The organism is Proteus vulgaris (assembly GCF_023100685.1).
Taxonomy (GTDB): Bacteria; Pseudomonadota; Gammaproteobacteria; order Enterobacterales; family Enterobacteriaceae; genus Proteus.
The window spans coordinates 3,908,732-3,923,141 of record NZ_CP090064.1 but is presented as its reverse complement, the minus strand read 5'-3'; the positions used below and the strand labels follow the sequence as shown (position 1 = coordinate 3,923,141).

At 38.4% G+C, this 14,410-nt stretch carries 13 protein-coding genes; 8 read left to right on the top strand and 5 right to left on the bottom strand.

Annotated elements, in window-relative coordinates:
- Positions 1–13: 13 nt before the first annotated feature.
- From cutC to LW139_RS18565, 8 genes are all read left to right on the top strand, one after another.
- Positions 14–3,442: a choline trimethylamine-lyase gene (gene cutC / locus LW139_RS18600; RefSeq protein WP_166539905.1), complete on the top strand. Its 3,429-nt coding sequence runs from the start codon at positions 14–16 to the stop codon at positions 3,440–3,442.
- A gap of 100 nt (positions 3,443–3,542) precedes the next feature.
- Positions 3,543–4,493 (top strand): choline TMA-lyase-activating enzyme, encoded by a 951-nt coding sequence (gene cutD, locus LW139_RS18595; protein WP_109408425.1) that lies wholly within the window; start codon positions 3,543–3,545, stop codon positions 4,491–4,493.
- Between the two features lie 13 nt (positions 4,494–4,506).
- Entirely contained in the window at positions 4,507–5,010 is a 504-nt protein-coding gene (locus tag LW139_RS18590; RefSeq protein WP_166539906.1) for a BMC domain-containing protein, read from the top strand.
- A complete protein-coding gene (locus tag LW139_RS18585; protein ID WP_247850370.1) occupies positions 5,010–5,654 on the top strand; it encodes a phosphate propanoyltransferase in 645 nt (214 codons plus the stop codon). The genes LW139_RS18590 and LW139_RS18585 overlap by 1 nt, the downstream gene beginning before the upstream one ends.
- A gap of 17 nt (positions 5,655–5,671) precedes the next feature.
- The gene (locus LW139_RS18580; RefSeq protein ID WP_247850369.1) at positions 5,672–6,370 is read left to right on the top strand and encodes a hypothetical protein; all 699 of its coding nucleotides are present in this window, start codon (positions 5,672–5,674) and stop codon (positions 6,368–6,370) included.
- Between the two features lie 35 nt (positions 6,371–6,405).
- Positions 6,406–6,822, top strand: a complete 417-nt coding sequence (locus tag LW139_RS18575; protein ID WP_166539909.1) for a DMT family transporter — start codon at positions 6,406–6,408, stop codon at positions 6,820–6,822.
- An 83-nt stretch (positions 6,823–6,905) separates the two neighbouring features.
- Positions 6,906–7,232, top strand: coding sequence for a DMT family transporter (locus tag LW139_RS18570; protein ID WP_004245856.1), 327 nt, complete (start codon positions 6,906–6,908; stop codon positions 7,230–7,232).
- 203 nt (positions 7,233–7,435) lie between these two features.
- Positions 7,436–8,764 carry a protein-tyrosine phosphatase family protein gene (locus tag LW139_RS18565; RefSeq protein WP_247850368.1) on the top strand — a complete coding sequence of 443 codons (1,329 nt, stop codon included), beginning with the start codon at positions 7,436–7,438 and terminating at the stop codon, positions 8,762–8,764.
- Positions 8,765–8,835: 71 nt separating this feature from the next.
- Here the strand turns inward: LW139_RS18565 and LW139_RS18560 are convergent, their stop codons facing one another.
- From LW139_RS18560 to LW139_RS18540, 5 genes are all read right to left on the bottom strand, one after another.
- Entirely contained in the window at positions 8,836–9,135 is a 300-nt protein-coding gene (locus LW139_RS18560; protein ID WP_166539911.1) for a helix-turn-helix domain-containing protein, read from the bottom strand.
- The gene (locus LW139_RS18555) at positions 9,107–9,481 is read right to left on the bottom strand and encodes a type II toxin-antitoxin system RelE/ParE family toxin (protein WP_247850367.1); all 375 of its coding nucleotides are present in this window, start codon (positions 9,479–9,481) and stop codon (positions 9,107–9,109) included. The genes LW139_RS18560 and LW139_RS18555 overlap by 29 nt, the downstream gene beginning before the upstream one ends.
- 181 nt (positions 9,482–9,662) lie before the next feature.
- Positions 9,663–12,740 (bottom strand): MexW/MexI family multidrug efflux RND transporter permease subunit, encoded by a 3,078-nt coding sequence (locus LW139_RS18550; protein ID WP_247850366.1) that lies wholly within the window; start codon positions 12,738–12,740, stop codon positions 9,663–9,665.
- 12 nt (positions 12,741–12,752) lie between these two features.
- Positions 12,753–13,859 (bottom strand): efflux RND transporter periplasmic adaptor subunit, encoded by a 1,107-nt coding sequence (locus tag LW139_RS18545; RefSeq protein ID WP_166539914.1) that lies wholly within the window; start codon positions 13,857–13,859, stop codon positions 12,753–12,755.
- 45 nt (positions 13,860–13,904) lie between these two features.
- Entirely contained in the window at positions 13,905–14,327 is a 423-nt protein-coding gene (locus LW139_RS18540; protein WP_166539915.1) for a DoxX family protein, read from the bottom strand.
- Positions 14,328–14,410 lie beyond the last annotated feature (83 nt).

Sequence of the window (14,410 nt, the reverse complement as noted above, 5' to 3'; positions counted from 1 at the left end):
AGGAGAGCCTCACATGGGCAAATATTCTTTGACGCCACGCGTAAAAATGCTGGCAGAACGTTTAGTTTCACGTAATAGCTCCATCAGCACAGAGCGTGCAACCATTTTTGATTCATTAGACAACAGCATTGCAGGTGTGCCCCAAGCGATTAAACCTGCGCAACGTTTTTATGAATTTATTCGTCATTTTCCAAGCTACATTGCACAAGATGAATTGATTATCGGCAGTCAATCATCAACACCACGTGGCGCGATTTTCCACACTGAAGAAGAAGTGCGTAGCGACTCTATCTACCGTTTCTTAAGTATTAACAATAGCGTTGCATCACCTGATTACATGCTGGTGGTAAACCAAGGTTTCTTAGCAATTAAAGCTCAGCTTGAAGACAGAATTAGAAGCATTGGTAGTGCCGTAAATCGTAGCAGTATGGATGAAGCTAATTACTGTAAATCAGCTATTTATGCATGTGATGCAGCGCTATATTTTGCACAAATTCTATCTGCAAAAGCAGAGAATTTAGCTGCAATGGAAGGTAACCCATACCGTAAAGCAGAATTATTAGATAGCGCTGCGGTATTACGAAAAGTACCAGCAAAACCAGCAGAAACCTTTAAAGAAGCAGTTCAAGTTTTCTATTTACTGCAATTAGTCTTACATCTGGAAAATGGCAGTTATGCCATCAATCCAATGGGATTTGATAAAGCACTTTATCCATTCTATCAACGTGATCTCGACCAAGGTCGTTTAACACAAGCACAGGCTTATGAAATCGTTGAAAGTGTTTGGCTGAAATTAGCAGAGCTTTCCGAAGTACGTGCGACCAAAGAAGTTGATGGCTATCCAATGTTTGATGCCATGACTCAGGGTGTTGATATTAACGATCCCCGAGTAAGCATCAACGAATTATCAGAAATGTTGCTATCAGCGCGCGCGAATTTGTCAACATTACACAGTTCACTGCAAGTGCGTTTATACAACGGTCGTATGAATTCACAGCCACAATATGCTGCACCTTCAGCAAGTGTTGTTGCACCAACGGCAGACGCGAGCGAATTCAAAGTGATGGAAGGTTTAACACCTCGCTTACAACGTTTACGTAACCGTTATTTAGAAGCACGTCCAAGCGTTTCTATCTACAGAGCATTAGCATTTACTGAGATTGCTCGTAATAATCCAGGTTTACCACCGATTTTACTACGTGCAAAAGCATTCCGTCGTGCTTGTGAAACCGCACCTATTTTAATTCAAGATGAAGAGCTGATTGTTGGACACCCTTGTGGAAAACCGCGTGCTGGCGCTTTCTCTCCTGATATCGCATGGCGTTGGGTTCGTGATGAACTCGATACTATGAGCACGCGTCCACAAGATCCATTCCAAATTTCAGAAGAAGACAAAAAAGTTATTCGTGAAGAGATTGTTCCATTCTGGGAAGGGCGCTCTCTGGATGAGATCTGTGAAGCTCAATATCGCGAAGCAGGTGTGTGGGAATTTAGTGGTGAAACCTTTGTGAGTGATCTTTCTTATCACCAAATCAATGGTGGTGGCGATACTTGCCCAGGTTATGACGTTCTGTTATTCACCAAAGGTATGAACGGTATTAAAGCCGATGCGCAAGCTAAATTAGCTGAATTAAGCATGGAAAATCCAGCTGATATTGACCGTATCTACTTCTATAAAGCCTCTATTGAAAGCTGTGAAGGTGTGATTGCTTATGCACATCGCATTGCAGAACATGCACGTGAATTAGCATCAAAAGAGAGCAATCCTCAACGTCGTGAAGAGCTACTGACGATTGCTCAAGTCAACGAAAATGTACCCGCAAATCCACCAAAAACACTGCAAGAAGCCTTGCAAAGTATTTGGACAGTCGAGTCATTGTTTGAAGTTGAAGAAAACCAAACGGGTCTTTCTTTAGGTCGCTTAGACCAATACTGCTTCCCAATGTATGAAAACGACATCAAATCAGGGCGTTTAACTCGTGAGCAAGCACTGGAAATGATGCAAGCCTTTATCATCAAATGTGCTGAATTAATGTGGATGTCGAGTGAGTTAGGTGCGAAATATTTTGCTGGTTATCAACCATTTATCAACTTAACCATCGGTGGACAAAAACGTACAGGTGGCGATGCGTGTAATGATTTAACGTACCTAATTATGGATGCTGTACGTTTTGTAAAAGTGTATCAACCATCATTAGCATGTCGTATTCATAACCAATCACCACAGCAATACATGGAAAAAATTGTTGATGTGGTTAAAGCCGGTATGGGCTTCCCTGCATGTCACTTCGATGATTCTCATATCAAGATGATGTTGCGTAAAGGCTTCGATTTTGAAGATGCGCGTGACTACTGCTTGATGGGGTGTGTTGAACCACAAAAATCAGGCCGTATTTATCAATGGACATCAACAGGTTATACCCAATGGCCTATCGCGATTGAGTTTGTATTAAACCGCGGTCGTATGGTGCTGTTTGATAGCTATCAAGGTCTAGATACAGGTGATTTACGTGACCTGCGTACTTATGAAGATTTCGATCGCGCTGTAAAAGAGCAAGTAGCGCATATCGTTCGTTTATCGGCAATTGGTACTGTGATCAGCCAACGTGTTCACCGTGATATTGCACCAAAACCATTAATGTCTTTACTGGTTGAAGGCTGTATGGAACAAGGTAAAGATGTGACCGCAGGTGGTGCAATGGTGAACCATGGCCCAGGTCTGATCTTCTCCGGTTTAGCGACTTATGTGGACTCAATGGCCGCTATTCGTAAATTAGTTTATGAAGATAAAAAATACACGTTAGAACAAATTCGTGACGGTCTATTGGCGAATTTTGAAGGCCAAGAAGAGTTATTACGTGACTGCTTGAACGCACCGAAATTTGGTAACGATGATGATGTTGTTGACCAATATGCGTTGGATATAACGGAATGGACTGAGCGTGAATGTCGTAAATATAAGATGCTCTACTCCACATTCAGTCATGGCACGTTGTCTATCTCTAACAATACGCCAATTGGCGAATTAACCGCAGCTACACCAAATGGTCGTTTGGCATGGAAACCATTATCAGATGGTATCAGCCCAACCCAAGGTGCGGATAAACATGGCCCAACAGCGATTATTAAATCAATCAGTAAAATGAATGTTGAAACCATGAATATCGGAATGGTTCATAACTTCAAATTCCTGAAAGGATTGTTAGATACCAATGAAGGCCGCCAAGGTTTAATTACCTTATTAAGAACGGCTTCCATTTTAGGTAATGGCCAGATGCAATTTAGCTATGTCGATAATGAAGTACTGAAAAAAGCGCAATTAGAGCCTGAAAAATACCGTGACTTAATTGTCCGTGTTGCTGGCTACAGTGCTTACTTCGTTGAATTATGTAAAGAAGTTCAGGATGAAATTATCAGTCGTACTGTGATTGAGAAATTCTAATTACAGCCATAGGGATGGCGCAGGCTATCCCTTTTAATCGACAAGACAAGATTTAAATTTATCGAACAGGGATGTTTGATGCAGATTTGGAGGCGTAAAGATGGAGACGGCAGCAGAAATAAGAGGGCGGATATTTAATATCCAAAAATACTCTATTTATGATGGTGATGGTATTCGTACTCTCGTTTTCTTAAAAGGCTGTAATATCCGCTGCCCTTGGTGTTCCAATCCAGAAGGTCTCAGCAGTCAATTTCAAGTGATGTACTCTCACGACAAGTGTGTGGATTGCGGTAAATGCGTCGATGTTTGTCCTGCGGGTGTGCATTACATGACAACCAATGAAAATGGTAAGCAAGTTCACCGTGTTGATCGTGGCGTTGATTGCATCGGCTGCCGTAAATGTGAAGAGGTCTGTATTTCAGATGCTCTTGATATTATGGGAAAAGATGTTTCTGTTTCTGAACTAATGAAAATCATCATGCAAGATTATGACTTTTACATCTCTTCAGGGGGTGGTGTCACAATCGGGGGCGGTGAAATGAGTCTACAAACTGATTTCGCGGTTGCGCTTTTACGAGAATGTAAAAAGATGATGATCAATACCGCAGTGGAGACGCAAGCGACCACTAACGTGGCGAATTATGAAAAATTAGCGGAAGTCGTTGATCAATTTCTGATTGATATCAAACACATTGATACTACTCAGCATAAAGCGTTGTTTGGCGTTGGTAATGAAAATGTCCGTCGTAATTTAGAACGTTTAATGGATCTCGGTGCCAATGTGGTTATTCGTATGCCATTAGTTAGAGGTTATAACGACTCTTATGATGCAATTACAGGAGCAATTAATTACGCGATGGAGCTATCAAAACGCGGCAATATTCAGCGTATTGATATTCTTCCGTATCATCAATTTGGGCGTAATAAATACGAAAAATTGGAAATGATCTACCCAATAAAAACCGATCCTAGTTATACACCAGAAGAGTTAGACAGTTTAGAAGCCTTCTTTAAGAAATTTGATTTCGATATCCGTCTTGTCCGTCACTAAGTAGGAGAGAAAGATGAACAGTTTAGGTGTGATTGAAACACGAGGATTAACCGCAGCCATTCAAGCGGCTGATGCGGCTTGTAAAGCGGCAAACGTGGAAATTATAGGATACCGAAAAGTAGGATCTGGGTTGGTATCAATTTGTTTTCAAGGCGAGATCAGTGCAGTAAGGACTGCGGTTGATCATGGTGTTGATGTGGTTAGCCAAAAAGAGCTAGTGATTGGTTCATTAGTTATTGCAAGGCCAGAACCAAGTGTTATCACCAAATTACTAACCATAAAAAGTAAGAAAAAAGCACCGGTTGTTACTGAAAAAAAGCCAGAAATTGCTCTTGAAACAGTCGTTGAAACAATCGTTGAAGCCCCGGTTAAAAACGAAGTTGAGAAGCTAGAGGCCACAAAAGCCGTTGCAGATTTACAGGCTCAAAATATTGCTGCTGAAACTAAAGCTACAACAGACAAAGTACAAAGCAGTAAGAAAGAGATCAAACCAGAAGGCCGTAAAGGTAAAAAATAATGATTAATCAACAACTCATGGGAAAAATCCTCTCTCGTTTGCCTGCACATGGCGTGGTGTCGGGAGGAACTCAAGGAATGGCAATCCCTGTTGGTATTTCTAATCGACATGTGCATCTTTCACAACAAGATGTTGAAGCATTATTTGGCAAAGGTTATCAACTCACTCCGTTTAAAGATCTTAAACAACCGGGTCAGTTTGCAGCAAAAGAGTGTGTGATTGTTGTGGGATCTAAAGGCTCGATCAGTAAAGTTCGTGTTTTAGGACCAGTTCGTCCGCAAAGCCAATTAGAAATTTCAAAAGCTGACTGTTTTGCATTAGGTATAAAAGCACCAGTACGTGAATCGGGTGATTTAGTTGGTTCTGGCAATGCTGTTTTAATGGGGCCAGCGGGTCATGTTGAATTAAAAGAACAAGTCATTTGCGCACAACGCCATATTCATATGAGCGAAATTGACGCCAGAATGTTAAACGTCATCAATGGACAAAAGGTACATGTAAAAACAGAAGGTGAGCGTAGCCTGATTTTTGATGAAGTCGTTGTTCGTGTTAGTGAAAAGTTTGCCCTTGAGTTTCATATAGATACTGATGAAGCTAATGCTGCTGGGCTTCGTAACAACGATAGCGTATTTATTGTCAGCTAAGACAATGAGGTGACGTAATGGACAATCAGTTAATTGAAAGGATTGTTGCTGAAATAGAAAAAAGAATGAAAAAGTCGGTATTGTTAGCACTTACCCCTGCACCGGGATACCAAGATGAAATCTGTCAACGTATCAACACTTTTTCTGATATTCGATTTTCTCTTTTTGTCACAACACAGGCACAAGTCAGTCATGATTTGTCGAAATGGCGTCATCTAGGGGAAATACATAATGCGAGTGAGTTCGATTGCCAGCAGTTATCGACTTACCATGCACTGTTTGTTCCTTATTTTGATAAAAAGCTGGTGGGTGAAATTATTAACGGGTTATTTATAAGTGAAGAAGGAAAGCTAATTCATTCTGCACTTGCTCAAAATATTCCTGTCATTGCATTACCTTATTTTTGCCAACCAGAAAGTGAATTAAATGAGATTTTAGGTTTAAATAAAAATAAAGAGTACAACCTGCTTATTCAGGAAAATATTAATAGATTAAAGTTATTAGGTGTTTCTTTTTATTCCATCAATGAAATAGAAACTCACTTGATTGATAATAATCATAATAAAGAAACTGAATGTTACCCTGAAATCAAAAAAGAAAATAATAATCGCTATATTACTTTAAATGAAGTAATGAATAAGCCTGGAGAATACTGTTTATCACAAGGTAAATTGACAGATTCTGCTATTGAATATTTAAAAAGCTTAAAAAATTAATATTAAACTATATCTGATAACTCAGGAGTCTTATTATGTCACCAAAAGCTAAATCATGGCTTTGGATGCTGGCGGTTATTATTTCAGAAACCTCAGCAACCTCTACCTTAAAAATGTTTGATAATAGTGAAGGTACAACTAAAACATTATTATTATGCTTAATTGTTGTTCTTTATGTTATTTGTTATTACTCATTATCGCGTGCAGTGAAAAATATTCCAGTTGGTTTAGCTTATGCAACATGGTCTGGTACAGGTATATTAGTGGTTTCTTCTTTAGGTATGTTGTTTTATGGTCAACATCCTGATACTGCGGCAATGATAGGTATGGCTGTTATTGCCAGTGGTATTGTGATTATGAATCTCTTCTCCAAAATGGGATCAGAAGAAGAGGAAGAAGAAACAACTGAAACTCCTAATATTAAACAGACTGCATCGCCAGTTAATAAATAAATCTATTTCTTAATAAATCTATTTTTTAATAAAACTATTTTTTGATAAATAAGTGTTTATTAAAATAAATAAGGATAACAATTATGTTTACCGGATTCTTATGGCTGGCGCTGTCTATCGGTTCTGAAATCACAGGCACGTCTATGATCAAAAAAACAAATGGCTTTAGTAAATTAGCGCCTTCTGTTTTAGTTATTGCTGCTTACTGTATTTGTTATTTTGCCTTGACGCGTGCAATGGGATATATCCCTGTGGGTGTAGCGTATTCACTGTGGTGTGGTTTTGGTATTGTGGGTGTGACGTTAGTTGCGATGATTTTATATAAACAAAAACCAGATTTACCAGCTATATTCTCGATGGCATTGATTATCTCTGGTGGGATAATTATGAATACATTTTCTACAATGTAAGCTAACTTCATCAATTAGATAGTGATTTTACCTTTTTAACTTAAATGCCGATATATTATTAAACTGTATCGGCATTTTTATGTTTTTTGTATTTCTTAAAATGAACATTAGCTATAAAAAGATGTTTTTTTTATATTTAAAAATTTAAGTGAATATAACATTTGGAGGTTTTTATTTAAATGTAAATTATAAAAGGGTCAAATATGTTTTCAATCGTAAATTTTTTTAGCCGCCCAAATGTTGAGAAAATAAATAGAGATTTAGAAACGAAGTATGTTAAGAAAGAGAATGTCGCTCATAATAGTATTAGTCATATTAGGAACACCAACCAACAGTTGCATACACCTAATTTAGCACCAAGAACGATGATAGGGGGATCTCCTAAATTAAATAACACTACTAAAATTCAACAAATATATAATCAACCAAGTAGTATTGCTAATCTGTCTGCTTTACCGCCTAAGAGCGTTAAAGTGAATAATCTGCCTGCTTTACCGCCTAAGGGCGTTAAAGTGAATAATCCGCCAAACTTACCACCTAGAGAATTAAGAAATACTACACAGGGTTTGAGTACACAAGTACCTATTCAGACAAAATCATTCAGTATCTTAAAACCGGCAGCTTATATTTTTGATGAGAAAGGTAATCGTAACATAGCGAATTCTTCGGATTTTTTAACGGCTGTAAACAGTAAACTAAAAAGTGATGCCCCAGATATAGTGAATATTTTAAATACGTGTAAGATATTATTTAATAATTTAATTTCAAATAATTATTTATCTTCTCGATATGAAAAAATAGATAATTCTAGGTTTGGGATGAATTTATGTAATGAAAATATATTAAAATATAATAATGAAAAACTACCCGCTAATATAATTAGCGGTACTCAAGATAACTCTTTAAGGGTTGCTTCGCAATACCCTAAAAATGATGTAAAAAACATGGCTAATTATTTAAATTCTCTAATAGAAAATAAAATTGAGACTGTTTATATTCTTGCATCAGATGATGATATTAAAAATAAAATTAAAAATGTAAAATATTTCGAGAGTAACAGTAGTTATAATGATGTAAATGTAAAAAGTCAGACCTCTAAAGAAAATATAATCGTTAAAGATGAAGACTATATATTGAACTATACAATTTATCCTAAGATAGTAAACTCCTCGCAGGGAACTCAAAAAATAAATTTTGTTCATATTCCTAATTGGAAAGATCATACTGAAGTAGATGCAACTCAATTAGAAATGACACTTTTTTCTATAAAAGAAAAAATAAAGCCGTCTGCTAATTCAAATAGTTTAGTTCACTGTCTTGGTGGTATTGGAAGAACGATAGAAATGCTTCTCGTTGAAAGAATGATGAATATGTCACCTGATGAAAAAAACAAAACAAGTTTAGAAGAAATGGTGCATGAGATAAGAGAAAAAAGAACACCATTAGCACTATATGAAATTAGACAACTTGCAGAATTAACAGCATTTGCTTTAGCAAACGGTATTTCATTATTAAAAAATAACTCCCATTAATAAATAAAATTCCCATTGTATTCACAATGGGAATTGGTTTTACGATATTACTCTTTGTTATCTCTTTAAATTTAAAGATGGAAAACACGATCTTCACCAGTAGGTAATTCAATCGTTAAGCTAAGTTTACCGCCTAAAGCTTCAACATAGCGTTTTAATGTTGCTAGTTTTAGATCGTTACCTCTTTGCTCTATTTGGGTAATCGCAGGTTGAGAAATTCCTAAATGGGTAGCAAGTTCTCTTTGCGAAATATTTAACTCTTCTCTTAAGATTTGCAGCCCTGTTTCTAGTATCAATTCATCAGCCATTTTTTTTATGCGTTCTTGGCTATCAGGAGAACGTTCAGCGATAGCTTGTTGAAGTGTTTTCATTGCCTTCTCTTATTGATAAAAGATATGAGGTAAATTCTCGATCCGCTATATGGATCATCGTTTGGTAAAATTTCTTATTGTTAGCTTTATTTCCTGCACATAGCACAATGGCTCTTCTAGTTGGATCAAACGCAAAAAATATTCGTATAGGTTTTCCTGTGTGTTGTATTCGAAGCTCTTTCATATTCGGATATTTTGAACCTTTGATGTTATCAGCATATGGCCTTGGTAACCTAGGCCCATAAACCTCTAAATTCTGTAAGGCCGCTAAAACGCGTTCTTGTAACTCGATGTTTTGTTCTAATAACCAAGAATCGAAATTATTTGTAAAGAATACATTCCACACAGCTCACCTAATATAAGTTATAACTTATTTACAGGATGATAAGCTACAGCTTATATTTTAATGCTCGTCAGAGTAGCAAGGTAGTGTTTATTTTTCAAAGCATTCCCATTAATAAATAAAATCCCCATTGTATTCACAATGGGGATTGGTTTTACGATATTACTTTTTGTTATTTTTAGTTTTATTGCTCACTGACTTGCTGTAACTGCTTTTGACGCTCAGTTTGAGCGCTGATTTGATGGTTTCGAGCCAAGAAACTATACATCGTTGGTAACACAAACAGAGTAAACAGTGTGCCGACTAACATGCCTGACACAATAATCAGCCCTAATCCATAGCGACTATTCGCCCCAGCACCACTGGCAAATAAAAGAGGAATAAGCCCAATAACCATTGCTGCCGTGGTCATTAAGACAGGACGTAAGCGGATTTTTGCTGCTTCAATAATGGCATCTCGACGGTTTAGATTTTTATGAATTTGTAATTCATTAGCGAATTCCACCATTAAAATACCGTGCTTACTGATAAGCCCTATTAGTGTGACTAAACCAATTTGAGTGTAGATATTTAGCGTTACCATGCCTAAAGCGAGAGGGACTAATGCGCCACAAATTGATAGCGGTACAGTAATTAAGATAATCAAAGGATCGACCAAACTTTCATACTGTGCAGCTAACACTAAGTAAATAATGATAAGTGCGGCAATAAAAGCAAAGACTAACGTATTTCCTTCTTGAGTAAATTGGCGAGAATCAGATTGCCAATCATGGCTAAAACCTGCAGGTAATGAATTAGCCACGGTTTCAAGAAAAGCGACCGCTTGCCCCATTGTTACACCGGGTGCGGGGATCGCTTGGAAAATAGCTGCATTTTGTTGATTAAACTGTGTCAGTTTATTGGGTTCAACTTGAGTCGTAATATTCACAACGGTTGATAATGGGATCAAAACATTATCTTGAGTACGAATATAGTGCCCCGCAAGAGCTGCAGGCGTTAAACGTTGGTGACGTACACTTTGTGGGATCACATCATAAGAGCGGCCATCCATACCAAAACGATTAATATAGTGTTCACCCACTAATAGTGAGAGTGATTCACCAATATCTTGCATACGAATGCCTAAACTATTGGCTTTAGCTCGATCTATGGCAACTTGAACAACGGGATTGTTGTAATCTAAATCGCTATCTACCACGACAAATAAACCGCTTTCTCTTGCTTGTTGTTTTATTTGTTCCATTGTTTCAAACAAAACGGGGTAACCTAATGGGCTACGTAGCACCATTTGTACAGGTAATCCACCCACTGAGCCGGGTAGAGAGGCTAATTGGAAAGCAAAAATACTGGTACCTTCCACATTGTTGACGCGATTTTGTAAATCAGCTTGGATTTGATCTGCGTTGCGATCACGTAAATCCCAACCATCAAAGTTAATACCACCAAAGCTGGCTGAAGGCCCATCTGTACCGTTAATTATCCATGTACTGTCTGTTTCAGGTAGACTCATATAAATTTCATCAAGCTTCTGATTAAAGCGTTCAGCATAGGCAAGGTTTGCATGTTGTGGCGCTTTTACAGCAGTTAAAACGCTCGCCTGATCTTCTGAAGGTGCTAGCTCTTGTTTTGTCTGGCTATATAAAAACGGTAAGCTGACAAACACGGCTAAGGCAAAAACAACGGTTAACCAGCGATTAGCTAAAGAAAAATTAAGCACGTAACCATAATAATGAGCCAGTTTATCGAAAACAAACTCAGCCATTTTAGCCATTTTGCCTTCATTTTCTTTTGGTTTTAGCATTAATGAGCTCATCACGGGGGATAAAGTTAATGCCACAATACCGGATACAATCACACTACCTGCCAGCGTTATGGCAAATTCTTTAAATAATGCGCCTGTTAATCCAGCCATTAAACCAATCGGAGCATAAACAGCGGCTAAAGTGATCGTCATGGCAATTACAGGACCGGCAACTTCTCTCGCCCCCACTAAAGCGGCTTGAACAGGCGATAAACCCTCTTCAATATGGCGATGCACATTTTCAACAACGACTATTGCATCATCTACGACAAGTCCAATGGCTAAAACCATTGCTAGCAAGGTGAGCAAGTTAATACTAAAGCCAAAGGCAAGCATTAATCCGGCAGCACCTAGCATCGATAACGGAATGGCAAGTACAGGAATAAGAACAGAACGGAACGATCCCAAACAGAGATAAATAACCGCAATAACGATTAAAATCGCTTCAATTAAGGTTTGTACTACTTGGTTAATAGAGGCTTTGATAAAACGTGAGGTTTCAAATGCCAGTTCTACATCGACACTAGGGGGTAAGGTTTTTTGAATATCAACAAGATGATCTCTAATACCATCAACAATCACGAGTGGGTTGCCTGTTGGTGTCGGGAATAAACCTAAAAATACGGCTTTTTTACCATTCATAATACCACTGGTTTCAGTGGCCGCAGCACCTAATTCGACAGTACCGACATCACGCAAACGTACAAGATTATTGCCATCATTAATGATAACCATGTCTTTAAATTCTTCGACATTAGTGAGGTCAGTATTGACATAAACGTTGGCAATTACAAACTCGCCTTCTACTTTACCTGGGGCAGCTTGATAGTTATTACGGCGTACTGCATTTGCGACATCGCTTGCCGTTAAGTTACGACCAGCCAGTTTGTCTGCATCTAACCACAAGCGCATGGCCAATTGTTGACCACCAAATACTTGCACTTTAGCAACGCCATTAATGGATGAAAACATCGGCTCAACAACGCGAGAAAGGTAGTCTGTGAGTTCGGGAATAGAAAGCTGTTCACTTGAGAAACCCACATAAGCTACCGCTGTAGATTCTCCTGATGAAAGTTCGATCACCGGATCATAAGCTTGTTCTGGCAGCTTATAACGAACTTGATTTACCTTCGCCATTACTTGCGTCAAAGCTTGAGTTGGATCGCGGTTTAACTCCATTCTGACGGTAACTAAGCTTTTACCTTGTACTGAAGATGAAGAAATATAATCAACTCCCTCAACAGAGGAAACCGCTTGTGTAATTGGTTGGGTAACAAATCCCTGCATCAATTCAGACGAAGCACCAGGATAATCTGTTGCAATCGTAATTGTTGAGTTTTGTAACATAGGGTATTGACGAACTGGCAGTTTACTGAACGCAAATGCGCCCAGTAACAGGATCAATGTGCTAACAACTAATGCCAAAACAGGTCGCCGAACAAAAATATCGGTAAACTTCATTATTAACTCCCGTTATGGTTTTGTTGTCGCTGATTGAGCTAGTGTTAATGTATCTTGCTCAATAGGTTCAATTGAGATGCCATCACTTAATTTAATTTGGCCAGATGAGACAATTTGATCACCAAGGGATAAGCCTTCTTTTATCTCAATCATGCCGTTGTAGCGCAATCCAACTTTCACAGAGACACGCTTAGCGATAAGGTTTTTTTGATTGTCAGATTGCGCTACAAACACGGTATCTCCATAGGCAGTATAAGTAACTGCCGTTTCTGGTACGGTTAATACCATAGGACTATCTGGAGAAGTAACTTGTACACGAGCAAACATGCCCGCTTTTAATTTGTTATCGGTATTAGGTAAAACAGCTTGTACTTGTACAGTACGAGATGGACCAATAAGAGGATCGACGGCATTAATAGAGCCTGTAAATACCATCTCTGGATAAGCATCGACCTCAATATTGATGGGCTGTTTTGCGGAAATTTTGGGAGCAGCTTGCTCATCAAGTGAGAAATTCAGTTTTAAATGACTCGCATCGACTAAAGATGCAACACGTTCACCCGCATTGAGATACTGTCCTTCATGAACAAGTTTTATTCCAACAATGCCATCAAAAGGTGCTTTTATTGCTTTCTGTGCAATTCGCGCTTTCACTTCACGAATGGATGCGGCGATCATATCGCGCTCAGATAATGTACTGTCTAATTGCGCAGCGGCTGCGACATTTTTACTATAAAGCTGTTTTGTGCGGGAGTAGAGTTTATCCGCGTTAGTTAATTGTGCTTGTAAACGCAATAATTCCGCTTGTTCAGGTTCATCATTTAATTTAGCTAAAACTTGACCGGCTTTAACCGTTTGTCCTGAATCAAAATTAATCACAGCAATTCGACCATTGGTTTCAGCGGCTAAATAGACTTGGCGTGCGGCTTCTAATTCCCCAACACCTTGCATATTGTTTGGTAATTTTGATGATTGTACGGTTGCTAATGCCACTTTAGTAGGAGGGTAAGCAAATTGCTGTGATGAATCCTCATCAGATGACGTAGTTGCATAAACCGCAGCTCCTGCACTGAGTAAAAAGAGTGAAGCACATACAGTAAGAGTAAGTTTCTTATTCATATTATTGTTGATCTCATAGTGACTGTTTTTCTATTTTTTATGGTTTTATGCGTTAGCTTTTTTCCATAACGCTCTGAAATGACTTGCCATGGCTGTGGTCATTAACCCGCCAATAACGGCTAGATGCTCTATTGCAAAAAACATCGACAGCATGGCTTTATCTCCCGTCATATCCCAAAAGGTATGAACAATCACAATAGTTAAAAATAAAAAGACAGCTAAAGCGCCAGCACCTAGCCATAGATAGCGATCGAAAAGCACTAAAAGTGAGCCACAAAATAAGACGATCGCAGTGGCAATATTAAAAAACCAATCAGGTTCCAATCCCGCAGCGCGCATTTCCGCCAAACTATTCTCGTAATCAAAGACTTTGGCAAAGCCAGAAGAAAGAAATAAAACAAGAATAAGTAATCTAGCGATAAACCATAAAGAATGGCTTTCGAGAATACGTGCAACTGAACTTGGCATTCATCTGACCTCAACAATCTTAAAAAACAAAAACCAGCATCCCACTGGCTTGACTTAATTTGAGGAGAGGACTATAAAACCTC